General features: G+C 52.7%; 13 protein-coding genes. 6 read left to right on the top strand and 7 right to left on the bottom strand.

The annotated features are described in order from the left end of the window. Window positions 1–725: 725 nt before the first annotated feature. A complete protein-coding gene (locus AABA21_RS02345; protein WP_338247350.1) occupies window positions 726–2090 on the bottom strand; it encodes a phenylacetate--CoA ligase family protein in 1365 nt (454 codons plus the stop codon). A 311-nt stretch (window positions 2091–2401) separates the two neighbouring features. Here AABA21_RS02345 and AABA21_RS02340 point away from each other — a divergent pair, with 311 nt between their 5' ends. Beyond that, entirely contained in the window at window positions 2402–3529 is a 1128-nt protein-coding gene (locus tag AABA21_RS02340) for a ParM/StbA family protein (RefSeq protein ID WP_338247349.1), read from the top strand. A 33-nt stretch (window positions 3530–3562) separates the two neighbouring features. Beyond that, window positions 3563–4033, top strand: coding sequence for a hypothetical protein (locus AABA21_RS02335; protein ID WP_338247348.1), 471 nt, complete (start codon window positions 3563–3565; stop codon window positions 4031–4033). Between the two features lie 96 nt (window positions 4034–4129). On the opposite strand, the gene phnD is transcribed toward AABA21_RS02335, so the two are convergent. Further along, on the bottom strand, window positions 4130–5842 hold the full coding sequence (gene phnD / locus AABA21_RS02330) for a phosphate/phosphite/phosphonate ABC transporter substrate-binding protein (RefSeq protein ID WP_338247347.1): 1713 nt from the start codon (window positions 5840–5842) through the stop codon (window positions 4130–4132). 268 nt (window positions 5843–6110) lie between these two features. On the opposite strand from phnD, the gene AABA21_RS02325 reads away from it, so the two are divergent. Together AABA21_RS02325 and AABA21_RS02320 are read left to right on the top strand one after the other, a co-directional pair. Next, window positions 6111–6794, top strand: coding sequence for an HAD family hydrolase (locus AABA21_RS02325; protein WP_338247346.1), 684 nt, complete (start codon window positions 6111–6113; stop codon window positions 6792–6794). A gap of 17 nt (window positions 6795–6811) precedes the next feature. Continuing rightward, on the top strand, window positions 6812–7984 hold the full coding sequence (locus AABA21_RS02320) for a TIGR03364 family FAD-dependent oxidoreductase (RefSeq protein ID WP_338247345.1): 1173 nt from the start codon (window positions 6812–6814) through the stop codon (window positions 7982–7984). A 246-nt stretch (window positions 7985–8230) separates the two neighbouring features. Here the strand turns inward: AABA21_RS02320 and AABA21_RS02315 are convergent, their stop codons facing one another. Further along, window positions 8231–10747 (bottom strand): beta-propeller fold lactonase family protein, encoded by a 2517-nt coding sequence (locus tag AABA21_RS02315; RefSeq protein WP_338247344.1) that lies wholly within the window; start codon window positions 10745–10747, stop codon window positions 8231–8233. Window positions 10748–11727: 980 nt separating this feature from the next. Between AABA21_RS02315 and AABA21_RS02310 the strand changes: the two genes are divergently transcribed. Together AABA21_RS02310 and AABA21_RS02305 are read left to right on the top strand one after the other, a co-directional pair. Continuing rightward, window positions 11728–13542, top strand: coding sequence for an ABC transporter permease (locus AABA21_RS02310; RefSeq protein WP_338247343.1), 1815 nt, complete (start codon window positions 11728–11730; stop codon window positions 13540–13542). A gap of 16 nt (window positions 13543–13558) precedes the next feature. Continuing rightward, complete coding sequence (locus AABA21_RS02305; RefSeq protein WP_338247342.1) at window positions 13559–14926, top strand: ABC transporter ATP-binding protein; 1368 nt, start codon at window positions 13559–13561, stop codon at window positions 14924–14926. 93 nt (window positions 14927–15019) lie between these two features. Here the strand turns inward: AABA21_RS02305 and AABA21_RS02300 are convergent, their stop codons facing one another. The 4 genes from AABA21_RS02300 to AABA21_RS02285 form a co-directional block, all read right to left on the bottom strand. After that, a complete protein-coding gene (locus AABA21_RS02300; RefSeq protein ID WP_338247341.1) occupies window positions 15020–15640 on the bottom strand; it encodes a GNAT family N-acetyltransferase in 621 nt (206 codons plus the stop codon). Window positions 15641–15665: 25 nt separating this feature from the next. Then, a complete protein-coding gene (locus tag AABA21_RS02295) occupies window positions 15666–16163 on the bottom strand; it encodes a DinB family protein (protein WP_338247340.1) in 498 nt (165 codons plus the stop codon). Window positions 16164–16307: 144 nt separating this feature from the next. After that, a complete protein-coding gene (locus AABA21_RS02290) occupies window positions 16308–16757 on the bottom strand; it encodes a response regulator (protein WP_338247339.1) in 450 nt (149 codons plus the stop codon). Between the two features lie 38 nt (window positions 16758–16795). After that, a complete protein-coding gene (locus AABA21_RS02285; protein ID WP_338247337.1) occupies window positions 16796–18358 on the bottom strand; it encodes an ATP-binding protein in 1563 nt (520 codons plus the stop codon). Window positions 18359–18390 lie beyond the last annotated feature (32 nt).

Below are 18390 nucleotides of genomic sequence, written 5' to 3'. Positions count from 1 at the left end.
CAATGACAGAGCTCTGCAGATAGTGAACTGTTGCTATAAGGGTCCAGGCTATGCCGCCTGCTAGCATAAACGTATTAAACATACAGCTCGTAAATATAACTATAATTACTGTTCGTTTGAGCCTTCTATCTGATGGCCGCAGCCTCTCGGGCTCGATGGGATGTAGCATGATAGCGTGCAGGTCCCACAAATGTACCCCTGTGATGCAGAGCCCATAGAGCAACAGTATGATCCCTTCCTGCCCCCAGCTAATGCTTGTGAATGGTAGCATCACAAATACTGCTAGCAGAACGGTGACGCTGATTACAAGCAGGTGTTGCCAGCGTAGATACGTGGTAGACCTTCTTCGCAGTTTGTATCTGTTGTAAACATCCGTTCCCACCAGGCTACCGTAGCAAATGAGGGTAATTACCAGAAATGGTAGTATAATTATGTTATCCATCCTATTCGAACCTGTCTTCTGCCATGAAATAGTACTTGTATTTTGCTTGTCCAATGAGATTTTATATTTAGATTAACAAATAAAAAGTATAATTTGCATATAGCGATTATACAATAAGCTCTTAATATTATGTCATCAACATGAAATGCCCTAGATGTGGTCGATGATGAGGTGGGCGGAATCTTTTTTACGGTTTATTTGGCCCCATTACGATGTCTTCCGGTGAAGAATGTAATGGGGCTGTTAATCGGGCGTAAAGCCCGAAGCTATGGATGGGATATATTTATGTGGGGCGACGATCGATGACGCGGACGGCTTTGCCTTCGCTGCGCGGTAGGGTACCTGGTGGTTGGAGCTGGACATCGATATGTAAGTGGAGCTGTGCTGAGAGCGCTTCAGAGACGCTTCTCTGCAACCGCTGGATCTGCTCGTTGTCCGTCCAGCCTTCGCTGTTGTCCTCCTGCCTATCAATGGCTGACGGTATGGTTGAGGCCATTTCGGCCTGGACCGCGAGGGTGTCCAGCGTGCGTTCGCGATCGACCCGGATTTGATAGTAGGGGGCCAACTCGGGGAAGCCAAAGAGGATACGTTCGATCTCTGCTGGAAAGACATTGATGCCGCGAATGATCAGCATGTCGTCGACGCGCCCTTTGATCTGACTCATGCGCACCAGGGTGCGGCCACAGGCGCAGGGATCAGCGCTGAGCGTACAGAGATCCCCGGTGCGATAGCGCAGCAGCGGCATACCTTCTTTGGTGATGGTGGTAAAGACGAGCTCCCCTTCGGTCCCATCTGGCAGTGCTTCGCCGGTTACTGGATCAATAATCTCGGGCAGAAAATGGTCTTCGAAGATATGCAGGCTACGGCCATTCTGCTTGCTCTGGTGACCCTGTATGCATTCCATGGCCACTCCAGGACCAATAATTTCGCTGAGTCCATAGATATCCAGAGCTTGCAGACCAAGTCTGTCTTCTATCTGCTGGCACAGCGCGTCGGTCCAGGGCTCCGCCCCAAAGATGCCACACGTTAAGTTCAGGTCCTGTATAGAAAGGCCTAGCGCGGACAGAGTCTCGGCTAACGTCAGGGCGTATGAAGGGGTACAGCAGAGGGCGGTCGGCTGGAGATCTTTCATAAAGGTGACCTGGCGCTGGGTGTTGCCGCTGGACATGGGAACCACCGTCACACCCAGGTATTCACCCCCGTAGTGGAGTCCCAGCCCGCCGGTGAAGAGCCCATAGCCATAGGCATTATGCAGCATATCGCCGGGCCGCAGACCGGCGCAGGCCAGTGAGCGAGCGCAGACCTCGCCCCAGATATCGATGTCGTGCTGCGTATAGCCCACAATCTTCGCCTTGCCGCGTGTCCCCGACGAGGCGTGTATGCGGCTTAACTGCTCGCGCGGCACAGAGAGCAATCCCAGTGGATAGTGCTCGATCAGGTCATAACGGGTGGTAAATGGCAACCTGTGCAGATCCGCCAGACTGGTGATCTGGGAAGGATGAATTTGCAAGGCATCCATGGCCTGCTGGTAGAAAGGAACCGACGTATAGACACGTTCAACGGTATGCTGAAGTCGCTTGAGCTGTAACTGCTGACGCTCTTCGATGGGCAGGAAATCGCGCGCAGCTACCTCTTTATTCCATGCCATGAGAATTTCTCCATTCTCCGCCGCAACGGTGCGGCGAAACGGCGCTACTTTTTCGTAGACGTTACATACTGTCTGTAATAAACAAAGCGGGCATAAAAGTCAAGCATACAGATGTCTGACTGGTAGCAATCTGTAGGGCGGTGACGCTCTTGAATTCAAGCCCGAGCTTGACATAAGTACCATGAGGATGAGAAAAGTTATTCACATAGGCATTTATCGTTGCAAAATAGAAATGTCTATTTGAGGCTAACGGATTCGTATCGCAAATTTTTTATTCAACCTCCAGGAAGTACAGAAGAGAGTTCGAACCCATGAAATGGTATCCTTATGGGCATGATTTTGGTAATGCCGAGATAGGTGGTGTGACCGTCATCAATGGCAAGACGGTCTCACTCAGCATACCGACAGCCTTCGCCAAGGTTGATACGATCGCTTTGCGTAACCTTGGTGTAAATGTCGAGCAATCAAACGTTCACGTAATGCAGTTAGAGGATGAAGAGGCGGCCTACGCGATCGGTGACCTGGCATTGCAGCAGTCGATCGACGCCTACCATGGACGCGGTGATATCCAGCGTTACGCCAGCCGCTTTAGCCTGCGCAGCTTACTCACCGTTGCTGCCACGTTGATTCCTGACGATGAGTTTGGTATCTACGTCGTTACGGGCCTGCCCGCTGAAACATACATCAAAAATGCCGCCTTACGCCTGGCCATCAAAGAGGCGCTGGATGGTACATATACTTTTACACTTAATGATGAGAAGACCCCTCGCCGCGTGACTATTGAGGTCGCGACGGTGGTGATGGAAGGCGCTGGCGCCCTGATTGCCTATAACGATCGCTCCTCCAACAAGATGACCGAGAGCGCGGTGATCGACATTGGTGGTCGCACCACCGACCTGTATGTGGCACGTGGTCAGGTACCTGTGGTTGAGTATTGTAAGGGCAAGCCAGTGGGCGTCGAGATGGCTACCCAGATGATGATGGACTCGTTTGAGAACAAGTACGATCGCCCCCTTTCACTGTTGGAGGCGCGTGAAATTATGCACGCCTACGCGGCCCAGTCTCAGGGAGAGCTTGCCCACTATCCAGAGATTGCTTCGTATGGACAGACGATTGGCAATTATGAGCTGGAGAAACTGGTCAAAGAGGCGGTAGCTCAGGTCGGTAGCGAGATCGTCTCCTTTGTGGCCTCGGCCTGGCGGCAGAGCGACCGTGACGCGGTTGCTGCCAGCTTCAAGCCGGTCCTGAATATCGGTGGTGGCGTCTTCTATTTCTACAACTTTCTCAAGAAGCGCATTCCTCATCTGTCCAGGCCCGATGATCCGGTTCATGCCAACTGTATCGGTTACTGTACTCTGGCCGGCCGTCTGCTGATCCGCAAGGTCCAGAGTGGCAGCACGAGCAACAATGGCAGCGCAACATCCATTCGTATATTTTAATTTTGAAATGTATCCAGTAGGAAGAGAAATCGTATGTCGCAATCTTCATCAGATAAATTTCTGCATTTCACAGTTGGTCTGTTGAAGGACTCTGAAGCATTAGAGTCACTACGGCAAGATGCCGTGAAACACCATATGATTGATAACCCGGGCCAGCTCATCGCTCTGCGCCTGACCGAGTACTATGAGATGATGAACAAGGGGATCGTCCAGCCCGTTGTCAGTGTGCCAGCGGTGATGACGCCAGTGGCGCCTGAAGCTAAACCACAGCTGGAAGCTGATGTGCAGGCTGCGCCCGCACGGCCAGCTCAGCAGCCCGTTCAATCGCATCAACAGCCGGCCAGGCCTGCTCCTATGCCAGCTTATGAGAGTGGACCTGTCGTACGCCAGCCGACTGGCCGCATGCGTGCCATTGTGCAAAATGGAGGTGAAAACGTTGTTCCCACTTCCTCAAATGCCGACCAGAACGCCGATGATGCCGCCGATTACTGGTCCCTGCTCTAAAGGCAAATAGAAATCGGGCGTGATGCCCGAAGCTATGATTTCATATTATAAGGGCAGCAGTATCATACTGCTGCCCTTCTTTATAATTGAGAATTATTAACGAGGCTTTGTGGTAGAGACATTGAAGTTGAGATCGCAGGACTCGCCGGGTATAAAAATATTGAGCATCTTTAGCAATCGCCTGGTAACGATTTTGCCCATCACGAATCCATCGAAGGTGAGCGTGGTCAGATCGGCCTTGCAGGTGGCTGGCATGGCACCAATGCCGATAACAGGCCAATCTAATCGCTGCTGCTTCAAAAAAGCGCGCACAGACAGCGCGGTTTCATTATCTGTACAGAGGAATGCCGGGGCAGCGTTTTTGCCCTGTTGTAGCAACTCGGACCAGCCTGTTTCATCATTGGCCGGGTCCTGGAGATGAAGATGCTGGATGTTTTCGGCTGTGAGCTGACTCCACATCTGCGTGGTCAACGTAGGCTCTAATAACGAACGCGCACCGGTTACCAGCATCAGCTGCCGGTGTCCCTGTTGCTGTAGCCAGTTCGAGGCAAAATGCAGGCCGGCTCCCAGCAGATCCTGCTCTAACAGCGCATAGGGACGGCGGCTGCGCGCCAGCAGATCCATTGCTTTGGGGTCCAGTGCGCTCCATTGGGTGAGCAACATGCCCTCAAAACGGCTATTGGTGAGCATCTCAAAGTATGCTTTTTGTCGTGTCGCATCCCCCTCTCTACCACTGCCAATTGGGCAGATCAGCAATTGCATCTGGACTTGCGCCAGCGTGGCCTGGATACCTGCGATAATATCATCAAGAGCTGGATAGGCCAGGGAGGGCAGCATCAAGCCAATCAGATCGCCAGTGGGCTTGTGCAGGCTACGCGCGTTGGCATTGGGACGATAACCCAGTTCGTCTACCAATTGCAAGATGCGCGCCGTGGTAGCCGGAGCGATCCGGTCCTTGCCATTGATGGCTCGTGAAACGGTTGCGTAGCTGACGCCCGCCAGTTCTGCGATACGTTTCAGCGTGTGCTCGCGCTGAACCGCCGCTACGAAGCGTTGCTCCTCCATCTTGATCAGCTTGCTGCCTTCCAGCACATCGGCCTGATGCATGTTTTCCAATGCGATCAGTAGCTTGCGTTCTAGCTGTGCTGGCAGATCAGGACGCATCGCCAGTGGCCCCCGCGAGAGCAGAGGAGAAGTGGCGAGCAGGCGAATAGCCGGCAGGCCTTTCTCTTTTTGATAATGGATAAACTCTTCTTCGGCGACCGCGCCCGCGGCGACTTCTCCTTTGCTGACGGCGTCCGCTACCGCCTGGTGGCTGAATAAGAATTGCTCCTTGAGATCGGTTTTGGGATCCAGCCCTGCCTGCTGAAGGAGGAAGGTGGCGACCAGGTAACCTGAGGCTGAACGAGGATCGACAAAGCCAAAGGTCCGGCCCTTCAGTTGCATAAGATGGGTGATGCCGCTATCGGCGCGCGTAAAGATCAGGCTACGATAAGGAATGGATGGCATATGTTCGGCAGTGGTAATATCAACCGAGTTGACCAGGGCCCGCGCTCCAAAGCGTGCCTGCGCCAGAGCGAAGGCATAGGGGCCCAGGCGAGCAACATCAATCGTCCCTGCTTCCATACCCGCCAGGATCTCTTCATAATTTTCGCTCAATATGACGCGCACAGTCAGACCGCTGGTTTCGCTAAAGTAGCGTTCCAGCCGGGCTACCGCCTGTTCTGGCTGATTCACATTGAGAGCTGCACCTGGCTCAGTCGCCAGTACCAGCTGCCGGAGCTTTTCTCGCTCATTCCTCGAAGTCATGAGCTGGATTATAGCACACCTTTACCTGCTGAGTGTAGTACCTGGCAAACCTATCCCCCATAATTAACAGAATATAATATGCCTTAACAATTCTTTTGCTGAATTTTAACATAAATACCGTTGACTCGAACAGTCTGGATGGGGTACAAATAATGCGTAAAGCCTTACGCAAACAAACGCGGTCGTCAATGGTTGTGGAAAGTGTAGGCATACATAGCGATGCCTTGCATCCCTACACTCCACACCTACATGAATGATGGAGAGATAGATGGGACCAATTCAACTGGTTGTCTTTGATATGGCTGGAACTACGGTCGACGATACGGGCAATCGTGTTCTTACCTCGCTGATAGAGACAACTCGCATCCATGATTTACCGGGCACCCCTGAAGAGCTCAATGAGATGATGGGCATGAACAAGCGCGAAGTGTTTGAAACGCTGGCCGCTCGTCAGTTATGCGGATTCTCTGAAGCCTCGCACCAGCTGGCTCAGGAGGCGCTGGCTACCTTTGTTGATCAGATGAAAGCCGCATATTCTCAGCATGTGGCTCCCATTGCTGGCGCGGAAGAGACCTTCGCGTTCTTGAAGCAACGGGGTATTAAGGTCGCCCTTGATACCGGCTTCGATGCGGTGATCGGTGGCATTATCCTGGATCGTCTCAACTGGTTGGGGCGCTATGTGGATTGTGCCGTCTTCTCAAGCGATGTTCCGCGTGGCCGGCCCGCACCTTTTCTGATTTTCCGTGCTATGGAGCGATTAGATGTGCAGGATGTGCGCCAGGTCATGAAGCTGGGAGACTCTCCTGCCGATCTGGATGAGGGTTCGAACGCTGGCTGCGCTGAAGTTATTGGCGTGCTGAGCGGCGCGCATACTGCTGAGACGTTAGGACGCTATCGCCATACCCGCCTTATCCCCAATGTCGCCGAATTGCCGGCATTGTTCACAAAATAGGAAGAGATGATAATCACATGGGTTTATCAGCAAGTACGCGGCATGCCGATATCATTGTGATCGGCGCCGGCGTCCTGGGCACATTTCATGCATATTTCGCGGCCAAAAAGGGGTATAAGGTGCTGCTCTTAGAGCGCAACGCCGTCCCCAGTGATGCCTCTACCCGCAATTTCGGCATGCAGATGCAGACCATTGTCGAGACCAATAGTCAGTGGGCACAATTCACCCTGGATAGCCGCGCTATTTATCAATCCATTCAGCAAGAGTGCGAGATTGGCGTCGAGCAGCGCGGAAGTTTGTATCTAGCCTCGACCGAGGCTGAACGTATCGTGCTCAAAGAGTTTGCTGGCAGGTTTGCTGAGACCTATCACTGCGTATTTATGGAGCCGGAAGAGGTACAGCGGCGCTATCCTTTTGTGCAGAAGACCTATTGTAGTGGCGCTCTTTATTCCTGGGAAGATTGCACGCTTGAGCCACGCATACTGGTTCAGCGCGTGATTGCGTATGCAAGCAGCACGATGGCAATCGACTATCTTCCCCAGACACAGGTGACTGAGGTTATATCTTCTTCGCAGGGATGCCTGGTGAAGGATGCGCAGGGGAACCGTTTCAGCGCTGATCAGGTCTTTGTGTGCAATGGTAGCCAGTATCAGGTCCTCTTTCCCGAGTTGTTCAAGAGCAGTGGTCTGAAGTTGTGCAAATTGCAGATGATGAGCACCGTATCTCAACCGGGAACAATCCTGCCACACTCTATCCTTTCTGCCCACTCGATTAAACGCTATCCCGCCTTTGCTTCCTGCCTGTCCTACCATCTACTGGAACAACAACGTGCTGATGCGGACCTGCAAAAGTATGATATTCACATGCTGGCCCGGCAATCTCGGGATGGTTCTGTGATCCTCGGTGATTCCCATGAGTATTATCCGCTTGACGAGATGGCACAGGATACCTATGAGTATACCAACCCGCAGATTACCGAACTGATAGTGCGCTACGCACAGAGCATGCTTGATCTACCAGATTGGCGTATCTGTCGCATGTGGAACGGGTATTATATGGCTCATCCGCAGCTACCCGTTTATACCCACACCATTGATAATAACACCCATATTGCGACTGGCATTGGCGGTAAAGGTATGTCTACAGGTCCGGGTTTTGCGCAACATAACGTCGCCCGTATATTACAGTGAATCCCTGGTTACTGATGGCTTTATCAACGATCTCGCTAGTAGCTACAATGGTCTGCATAATATGGCCTGTCCGCTTAACGTTGACCTGAAAAATTGACCAGCTAGCACCTTGCTTCTTGCTTCGCCACTATTAGAAGACTCCCTGACAACATCATAGCTGCCAGGGGGTCTTGTTTTCGAGTAATGTATATAAAAGTTCGGTGCCCCTGGACTTTCCGGGGACACCGAACAACTCGTGCTTACGCTTTAGTTGACACCGAAGACGTGATGCTGTGGTTGGGGCATCGGGACGTTTGGTCCTTTGATGGACTTCCAGATCTCTTCGTTGAGTTTCTGTGGGTCTACCTGGTCAGGCTCGCCGGACATGTTCTGAGGTTTCATGACCGACTTCGCATTGGGTGTGGTCTGAGCGTTCAGCGACTGCGCTGGCGTCAAGGCCTGATATGTGTTGTAGTTTGGATGGTTAGTAAAGGACCAGAGCATCGGTAGCGCGGCGGCGTCATACTGGGACATGGGCTGAATGCCCAGGAAGAGTTCCATGGTGCGCAGCATCGATACCTGGCTGTAGAAGTGCGAGTCTACCTTGCCGATCTGGGTGTATGGGCTGATCACCTGCGCGATGGTGCGGTGCGCATCGACATGGTCTGGACCGGCCTGGGCGTCATCCTCTACCACAAAGATCGCGGTATTTTGCCAGTACTTTGAATGCGACACGGTATCGACGATCTTGCCCAGGGCCAGGTCGTTGTCTGCTACCATTTGCGCAGCTGTTGCTCCGCCACCGGTGTGGTCGCGTGGCAGATCAATGAACTGCATCGTTGGCAGATTATTTTTAGCGACATAGGACTGGAATTCCTGATTCCACAGATCGAAGCGGTGCTGGTCGGTTACACCCATGTCGAACCAGGGATAGTCGTGGTCGGTATTGTTATTCAGGATCGGATCGTGGGCGTAGAACTTGCCCGCCTCTGTCTTGATCGGCTCATCGTTCTTGATCCAATCAGATGGCACTACAAACTGACCATAGTTACGGAATGAAACGTTGTTCAGAGACAGCTTGTCCCACAGATAGGCATGGGCCGGATCAGCGCTGCCGGCGGCGACATCAGGATGATAGCCTTCGGAGTCATATTCCGATCCGGTGCCCGCGTAACCCTGGGCGGTGGCGGTTTCATTGTACGGGTTGGAACTGGCCTGGGTGGCCCATTGCCAGCCGTTCTGGCTCACCTCACCATTCACATAGAAATTGTCAAGGGTGACAAACTGCTCGGCCAGGCGGTGCTGGTTGGGAGTGATACTCCGCCCAAACATAGTGATCGAGGGATCCCCGTTGCCGCGCCCCAGATCGCCGAGCATCTGGTCATAGGTGCGATTCTCTTTGACGATGTAGATGACATGTTTGATCGGTGAGGACTCGCCCACGTGGCGAGGGATGATGGTTCCTGGAGCCTCACTGTCGAATCCGCGTACCTTGTTCTTCTGATCGAAGCCATTGTTCTCGCTTACCTGGCGCGTATACTTCTCAAGTTGACTTGCGCCTGGCGTTGGTACGACCGATAAGTAGCCCAGTAGCTGATTCTCGATGTAAGGATGTATACCTGGGCGGGCAGGGTTGGTGCCTTTGTTGGGTCCCGTTCCCAGCCCTTTGGCGCTGGCGATAAGCACTCTTTTGCCATCGCGTGTGACCTGTACGCCAGTGGGATACCAGCCGGTCGGAATGAGTCCTTTGACCTGACCAAATTCACCACGACCATTGCCATTACCATTCCCATGGTCGGAGAGATTAACCACCGCGACATCGTTGTTGCCACCATTGGTGACGTAGAGCGTGCTCTCGTCCGGAGAGAGCGCCAGGTTGGTTGGCTGGGAACCGGCGTGTGCTTCCTGGAATGGTGCGAGCGAGATCGCGCCCCGGACAACGTTGCTTTGCATATCAATTACCGATACGGTGTCATTGTCACCATTAGCGACAAACATCTGGTGTCGCCTGGCATCGACCAGCATACTGTTGGGATGGGTGCCAACGGTGATGGAACCCTTCGGGGTGAGGTTGCTACCATTTACTGTGAAGACCGACAGCGTGTTCTTGCCCTGATTACTCACATAGGCGGTATGGCCATCCGGTGACAGTGCTACACCAAACGGATAGGCGTCGGTTGGTGCCTGGGCGGTTTGACCGGAGGTGATATCAACCGCTATCAGTGTACGAGCAAGCTGACCTGCTACATAGAGGGTCTTGTCATCTCCTGAAATTGCAACTCCCTGAGGGTAGGTTCCCTGTGGAAGCGAGAGCGTTTTCTGAACCGTCAATTGATGGCTGGTGTTGTCCCAATCGAAAGCAACGACTGAATTGACTCCTGCCGTCGTAAGGTATACATGATGACCATCATGGCTGAATACTAAGCCTGAGGACGTACCCTGACCCGAGCCGCTGAGTTCAAATTCCTGAAAGAGGCTCCCATCATTGGTGTTCATCACCTGTACCGTTTGCTTGCCATTCTTGTTCCCAATGATGTCTGGAATCAGTACGGCCGCGCCATCGGGCGAGAGCACCGCGTTGACCGGGAAGTATCCCGCGGGCTTTTGTGCACCGACAGGCGTCACATGCCAGCCAGCGGGCGTATAGGCAGTTCCATCACCCTGCGGTCCAGCATGGTCAAATAGACCGGCTGCCTGAGCGATGGCTCCCAGCGCTAAGGCAAGTATGCCAGCGCTGATTGCAGCCAGTAAGACCGCTTGCAGCTTTTTTCCCTTGAGCTTCATATATCAAATATCCCTATACTTACCTGTAGCAATACAACAAATAAAGTCATAATATGCTGTTTTTCTTCCTCACATGATCATGTTATTGATTGTATTACTACCCAATGCTGACTCACAAAATCGTGAGCCAGGTATGCTCTTGCTTGTGCATTTTTTGCGTAAAGCTTTACATAGGTAATTTATACTGTACATACAGGCGTAATACAATCAAGAAAAGGTTAAATAGTTTAAATTTACGATAAATGGATGTTAATGGTAAAAAAGTAAATATGAATACTCGAGGTTTAAAGGACTCAATTTGCGGACGCTTTTCAAAAGATATGACCATATGAGCGGTTGGTCTGAAGCAGCCAAAGGGAGATAAGAGGTTGTATGAGATAAGCTTGACAAGAGCAAATTGAGGGGGGGTATAGTTTCCATGGGAAACGAATGTTTATTATTATGCCATAAAAAAAGGAAGGTATGCTCACTATGGACGAGGGCCCTGGTAGTCCTTTCCAGCAATGTTCCAAAAGGTGTGTCTCTTCTGACACAATTAAGAGTGATGTGTATGGGGGTGGGATTAGCGAATCCTTTTGCTCTGTGGCCGACCTGTCACGGGAGAAGTATGCATTGCGCATGTAATGCATAGCTGTCTTTGCCGTGAGTTCAAGTTGTGCCACCTTTGACGGTGGTTTTTTTGTGCCCTTTTTTCTGAAGAAAAGCGCACAATGGTCGCAGGGTATCTCTGTACATCACGAAGTTTTATCTGCCAAAGACGGAAAGAGAAGGTTTCTGGCATGAATGCCGACCCTGAACAACGATGCAAGGTTGTTTATCTTTCAATATCGTTACATCGGGCAGCGCGAGTGATGACCCTGCAAGACCGCGATGGCGTGTGCCACTGTGTACAGTTGCGCCGACTACTTTGACTCGGTTCTTGGAGTATGCTCCTCTATGCTGTCTGATTAAAACAAGGACGTATAGATGGAGGTACTGAGATGGCTCAAGTATATATCCCCGAGGACGTACAGGAGCGTGAGCAGCTCCAGGGTGGTTCGAGCACGCCCAGGCAGAACCGTCCCCCACGCGAGGAGCCTCACAAGGGGCTGGGTTTTATCGATCTGGGTATCGCACTGGTCCTGATCGCGGCTGTTTCCCTGATTATCATGGCCGCTTCACGTTGGACCGCTCCGCTGAATCCAGCCATACAGATAAATCTTTCACCGACTGCGCTACCGGTCTACGCTGGCTATTCATTTCTACGCATGCTGTTGGCCTATATCTTATCGCTTATCTTTACTTTCATTTATGGGCATATCGCGGCCACCAATAAGCGTGCCAATATGGTGATGGTGCCTTTACTGGATATATTACAAAGTATCCCCATTTTATCCTTTTTGCCGGGCGTGGTGCTGGCCCTGGTGGGGCTGTTTCCGCATTCAAATATCGGTCTGGAACTGGCCAGCGTTGTGTTGATCTTCACCAGCCAGGCCTGGAATATGACCTTTAGCTATTATCATTCGGCCCGTACCCTGCCCAAGGATCTGAAAGAGTTTTCGTCGATCGCTCGCTTGCGTCCCTGGCAGCGCTTCTTTAAATTAGAGGTGCCGGCCTCAATGATTGGTTTAATCTGGAATAGCATGATGAGCTGGGCGGGCGGCTGGTTCTTCTTGATGGCTTCTGAGCAGCTTGTCCTGGGTTCGCGTTCGTTTCAACTACCAGGCCTTGGTTCTTATCTGAAGGTGGCCGCCGATAAGGGCAATGCGCTCGCTTTAATCCTTGGGCTTCTTACCCTGGTTGCTTTAATTATCCTGTTAGACTTTTTCTTCTGGCGTCCCCTGGTGGCCTGGGCGGATCGCTTTAAGCTTGAGATGAATAGCGAGGGGGATGCGCCGACGTCTCCAGTGCTCAATATTCTGCGCCGTTCGGCCCTGGTGGGCGCGCTCAACCAGCGTCTCTTCCAACCGATTGGCTCTGTGATCACGGGTATTCTGAATTGCCTGCAGCCACTGCCGGGCGCGACCGGCGTTGCCCGCACCGATAAAGAGGATCAGCGCCGCTTTACCGTGGGGGGCCTGCTCAAGGTTGTGCTACTGGCGGCCTTGCTGATTGGGGTGCTGGCTGGCCTGTGGTTTATGCTCCTCTTGTTACGCAACGTCTCGCTCGTTATGTGGGGGCAGCTTGTGCTGGCGGCGGGCGCGACCTTCCTGCGTACCCTGGTTGCTTTGGTGATCGGACTGGCCTGGACGATCCCGGTCGGGGTGGCCATTGGACTCTCGCCCAAATGGTCGCGCCGCCTGCAGCCGGTGGTGCAGGTGGTAGCTTCAATTCCAGCCACTGCGGTGTTCCCGATTTTGCTGGTAGCCCTGGTGGGATTGCCGGGAGGGCTCTCGCTGGCCGCCATTCTGCTGATGTTGCTGGGCACCCAATGGTATATGCTCTTTAATATTATCGCCGGCGCCATGTCTATCCCGAGCGATCTGAAAGAGGCGACCACCATCTACCATGTCACACGCTGGCGCCGCTGGCGTACCTTGATTCTGCCGGCGATCTTCCCCTACCTGGTGACGGGGATGCTCACGGCCAGCGGTGGGGCCTGGAACGCCAGCGTGGTCTCTGAATATGTAACGTTCAATGGTAAGACCGTGAGCACTTTCGGACTGGGCTCGGTCATCGCGGCCTCGGGCGCCGATGGCAATTTTTCATTGCTGCTGGCGGGTACCCTGCTGATGGCTGTCGTTGTTATCTTGATTAATCGCTTGCTCTGGAAGCGCCTTTATGGGCTGGCCGAGCGTCGCTATACATTGGGTTAAAGAGGAGGAATGAACCATGGCCAATTTCAACATTCATGCGGGTGAAACGCTGCTGGAGGCGCGCAGCGTCAAAAAGATCTATGATATGGACGGCAAGCGCCCCCGTGGCGTCAATCCTCCTGTGGTCCTGGAAGACATCGATCTCAAGATCAACGCGGGCGAGTTTGTCGCTCTGCTGGGTCCCTCGGGCTCGGGCAAATCGACGCTGCTGCGCATCCTGGCGGGTTTGCTGCGACCAACTGAGGGACAGGTGCTCTTTAAAGGGATGCCGCAGCACGGACCCAATCCGCACCTGTCGATCGTCTTTCAGACCTTTGCCCTCTTTCCCTGGCTGACCGTATTGCAGAACGTGGAATTGGGTCTGGAGGCGCAGGAGGTACCACCCACGCAGCGCATGCGCCGCTCGCTGGCTGCTATCGACACCATCGGTCTGGACGGCTTTGAAGATGCCTATCCCAAAGAGCTCTCGGGTGGTATGCGCCAGCGCGTCGGTTTTGCCCGCGCCCTGGTCGTTGAGCCTGAACTGCTCTTCATGGACGAGCCGTTTAGCGCTCTGGACGTTTTGACGGCCGCCAATCTGCGCAAAGAGCTCCTGAGCCTGTGGCGTGAGCATAAGATTCCGACGCGCACCATCTTGATGGTAACCCATAATATCGATGATGCCGTGCTGATGGCTGACCGCATCGTCGTGCTGGGAGCCAATCCTGGCGCCATTCGCATTGAACTGCCGGGCCTGCCTATCGAGCAGCGGGATGCCAATAACGACAATTATACAAAAATGGTGGATCTGATCTATCGAATCATGACCAGCCCTCGTGCGGATATCTCAACTCTGATGCCCCAGAAGACCAGCGGCAAACTGGCTCCTACAAAGCCGCAGCCCTACCAGGTCCTGCCGCACGTGGCGATCAGTGACGTCACGGGGTTAATAGAGCTGGTACATGCTAAAGGGGATCGCGAAGACCTTTATCAGCTGGGTCGTGATCTGCAATTAGAGGTAGATGATCTGCTGCCGCTGGTTGATGCGGCCCATATTCTGGGCTTCGCCGAGGCTCAGGAAGGGGATCTTATCCTGACTGAGACTGGCAAGCGCTTCGCCGAGGCGGGCGTGCTGGAGGAGAAGGATCTTTTCCGCCAGCAGGCGATCAAGAGCGTCACCATGCTCAGGCATATCGTGCGCGCCCTGGCGCGCGAGCCCGGTCATACCCTGCCGGAAGAGCGCTTCTTGAGTGAGTTGCATGAACATTTCAGCGACGACGAATCCTGGTCGCAACTGGAGACCGCCATTAACTGGGGGCGCTATGCCGAGCTCTTCTCCTATCAGGAGGAGCGCGGTGTCTTCCGGTTGGAGGAGCCGGAAACCGTCGCTGCCCTCGTCTCCTGATGAGAGGACCACTGTTCAGATCATCGTGAGCCAGCGAAAATTTCGCTGGCTCGCCTGTTTGCCTGATGCCTGTATATCTGGATAAGCAGCCGCTTATGGACGTATTTCATCAGGGATCATGATCTTGCTGAGGACCGGACTGACAAACTCGGTCGCGAGGCAGTCCATATAGACGATATCCCAGAACTTGCCGCCCATGAACTTGGCCTGGCGGCGGCGCCCTACTTCGCGAAAGCCCGCCTTCTTGTATGCAGCCTGGGCAGCCAGATTATATTCCCAGGTATACAATCCAACGTTGTGCAGGCCCAGGCCGGTAAAGGCATAATCCAGCATCAGACGTGTCGCCTCTGTGCCAAAGCCACGTCCCCGATAGCTGGCCTCACCGATCTCAATGCCAAATTCGGCCCGGCGATCTCTATGGCTGATCTCAGCCAGGTCTACTCGTCCAATGGGAATGAGTGTTGTGCGTTCATAGACGGTGAAGTGGACCTCGGTCCGGCGCTTCTCATTTTCAACATCACCCTCAAAAAAGGCCATATTTTCTTCAAAGGTGCTGGGACGAGGAATATGCAGTGTACGCAGAACATTGAAATCATTGGCCCAGCGGTAGAAGAGCGCTACCTGGTCGCGTCGGATGGGCCCCAGCGCGACCTTCTCCCCCTCGATATTAATAATCGGCCGCTCCGCCGCTTGCTGTTCTTGTGCGCTATCCATGCCCTTCATTACCTCTTCGTTATACTTATTTTCTGGTTGTCTCCAGTATCGTTCGTATCTCCGCAATGTGTTCCAGCGCGTGCGTGGCCTGAATCTGCACTATCAGGGCGACGCTGGCCTTCTCAAATTTTGGCATATCCTGATTTTTGAACTTAATATAGCGCTCCCAGGCATCGGGAGGCAGATGGCGGAGTAGCTGAGCGATATGGGCGCGTGTAGCCCGGAACAGCGCCAGTGCGGGTTCAATGGAGCGCCCGGCGTAATCCAGAGGAATGAAACAGGCATTGTCGGTGGTATACCAGTCGTGGGTATAGTATGTTCCTGAAGCTGCCAGGGCGGCTTTGATCCCCATGGCCCATAGATCGTCGCCATCCGAGATATGATGCACGATCTGTCGGATGGTCCATTCACCGGGAGCGCGCGCAACATCGAGATCGGCATTGGGATGTTCAGCGAGAAGGGTATCGAGTTCACGTGGCCCCCGCTCGTACTGTGCTAATAGTTCTTGAGTGTCGATATTCATTTGTGGTGTCCCTCCATTTATATGTTGCGTATTTTATTGTAGCATATTTCATCCATATGAAATATTTTTACGCAGCCGGGCATCCATGCTTGGCTACTTTGTAATCTTCCTGATCACAACAGTGGAGCCAGACCGAAGGCAGTTTTATTGAGCACTGGTGATGTGAGAAAACGTTTTTTCTGCACCAGAAGCATCTCTTGAGCCTGAGACGAGCATCTCAGCAACCGATTGAAGTAGCGTTTCTAGTTCAAAGGGTTTCTTCAGTATGCTGAGATGCTTTTTGCCGCTGACTTCTCGTGGCACATCCGCACTTATCAGGAGGATAGGAATGTGTTCGCACTCTTCTCGGCTCCTTAACCAGTTTGCTAGTTCTAGACCATTTATTCCAGGAAGATGGTAGTCCAGGAGAACTAATGCAGGAGCCTCTGTCTGCAGGATACTTTGTGCTACCTCTCCACTGAGGGCATGGAACGCCTGATAGGTTTCCTCCTGGAGTGCTTCCAATAGGAGATCACCCAGAACGGGATCATCTTCGACGATAAGAATATGTTTGCTGTGGGCAGGTCTATGATCTACATATTGGTTTTTGCACATCGCTGTTCATCTCCTATGCTTCTGGCACTATCTTCCTGCTAGGCGGCAAGGGGAAACGTGATGTGAAAGGTTGATCCTTTTCCACTCTCGCTTTCGACCTGAATCGTTCCCCCATGATGCTTGACGATCTCCGCGACAATATACAAGCCCATCCCGAGTCCCGGAAAGGCGCGCTGCTGGAGGGGTACCGCCCGATAGAAACGTTCAAAGATCTTCCCGTGCAGTTCTCGTGATATCCCAATCCCCTGATCGTGTACACTGATTGTGACTGCCTCAGCCTCTGTGTTGAGTGCCACATCGATCAGTGGAGCATCAGGAGCATATTTGATGGCATTACTGAGCACATTCAGAACCACTTGCGCGAGGCGATCGCGATCTCCGACCACGAAAACCGGGGATGTAGCATGATGGACCACAATGGTATGGGCCGTTTGCATGTGCTGAAGAATGTCCACGACTTCCTTTAGCATCTCATTCAAGTCAACCATCTCGTGCGCATATTCTAGCTTCCCGGCCTGGATGCGCGAAAGATCGAGTAACTCGTCGACCAGACGGATGATGGCATTCAGTTGTGTTTCCATGCGAACACATACCACATCAACATTGGGAAGATCTTGTTTCCTGAGTTTCTTACGCAAAAGTTGTGTTTGCAGCTTTAAGGAAGCAAGAGGGGTCTTCAATTCATGGCTGGCCATACCCAAAAAGGCGTCTTTGCGCTGTTCCAACTCCTGGCGGGCAGAATTATCCAGGACAAAGCCAACCCCTTGTAGCGTCTGGTCATGAAAGGCGACACCTCCCATTAAGACAGGAAGATGGCTGCCATCTTTACGTACCAGTTCGGTTTCAAAGGGGGTTGTGCAGTGGTGTGCGACCACTTCCTGATAGGCCTGTTGAGAAAAAGAGGAAACGGGTGGGCGAGTCATGGTTGCCCAGCGCACATCACGTTGATACAGATCTTCTTGGGTATAGCCTGCCATGCGGAGAAATGTGGCATTGGCGTCCACAATCTCATTACCTTCGGCGATAAAGATCCCGATCAGGCTAGAGTTCATCAGGGAATTCACACGCTCCTGGCTTTGGATTAAGGATTCTTCCGTCCGTTTCTGTTCATCGATATTCGTGCAGGTTCTTACCCACAGGGCAATCTCTCCCGTTTCATTGCGAAGTGGGATACCTCGTGATAAGAACCAGCAATACGCTCCCGATCCTTCTTCCCTGAGGCGATACTCGAACTCGTAGGAATCACCTGTGGCAAATGCCTGACTCTCCAGTGCCAGGATACGTTCTTTATCCTCAGGATGAAGGTTCTGAAGCCAGGTTTCTTTCTCAGAGGAGGAACCAATAGAGGACAACGTGCGCGACCTGCCCTGGATGTTTAGAGAGCCATCGTGATGCCCGGCCTGAAACCCTTCCTGCGTTCTGGAGTAATTGGACAATAAATTGCTATAGTTGCGCCAACGTTTATTTGCGTATGCAACAGAACCATCAGGTCGGATGATCCAAACAAATTGGGGAAGAGCATCGATCAGCGCATGCTGCTCTTCTTCTGGATAGGCGGGTACAGAAGCCCTGCCGTATAGCTCATTCTCTCGTTTCATCATTAGACTCCTTTTGGATCACTAGTTTTCACCTT

This window comes from Dictyobacter halimunensis (genome assembly GCF_036245075.1).
This window is presented reverse-complemented; position numbering and strand designations above follow the sequence as displayed.

Bases quoted from the DNA above. Each gene is read 5' to 3' on its own strand.
- AABA21_RS02345 (WP_338247350.1), bottom strand. From the start codon at position 2,090: ATGGCATGGAATAAAGAGGTAGCTGCGCGCGATTTCCTGCCCATCGAA.
- AABA21_RS02340 (WP_338247349.1), top strand. From the start codon at position 2,402: ATGAAATGGTATCCTTATGGGCATGATTTTGGTAATGCCGAGATAGGT.
- AABA21_RS02335 (WP_338247348.1), top strand. From the start codon at position 3,563: ATGTCGCAATCTTCATCAGATAAATTTCTGCATTTCACAGTTGGTCTG.
- phnD (WP_338247347.1), bottom strand. From the start codon at position 5,842: ATGACTTCGAGGAATGAGCGAGAAAAGCTCCGGCAGCTGGTACTGGCG.
- AABA21_RS02325 (WP_338247346.1), top strand. From the start codon at position 6,111: ATGGGACCAATTCAACTGGTTGTCTTTGATATGGCTGGAACTACGGTC.
- AABA21_RS02320 (WP_338247345.1), top strand. From the start codon at position 6,812: ATGGGTTTATCAGCAAGTACGCGGCATGCCGATATCATTGTGATCGGC.
- AABA21_RS02315 (WP_338247344.1), bottom strand. From the start codon at position 10,747: ATGAAGCTCAAGGGAAAAAAGCTGCAAGCGGTCTTACTGGCTGCAATC.
- AABA21_RS02310 (WP_338247343.1), top strand. From the start codon at position 11,728: ATGGCTCAAGTATATATCCCCGAGGACGTACAGGAGCGTGAGCAGCTC.
- AABA21_RS02305 (WP_338247342.1), top strand. From the start codon at position 13,559: ATGGCCAATTTCAACATTCATGCGGGTGAAACGCTGCTGGAGGCGCGC.
- AABA21_RS02300 (WP_338247341.1), bottom strand. From the start codon at position 15,640: ATGGATAGCGCACAAGAACAGCAAGCGGCGGAGCGGCCGATTATTAAT.
- AABA21_RS02295 (WP_338247340.1), bottom strand. From the start codon at position 16,163: ATGAATATCGACACTCAAGAACTATTAGCACAGTACGAGCGGGGGCCA.
- AABA21_RS02290 (WP_338247339.1), bottom strand. From the start codon at position 16,757: ATGTGCAAAAACCAATATGTAGATCATAGACCTGCCCACAGCAAACAT.
- AABA21_RS02285 (WP_338247337.1), bottom strand. From the start codon at position 18,358: ATGATGAAACGAGAGAATGAGCTATACGGCAGGGCTTCTGTACCCGCC.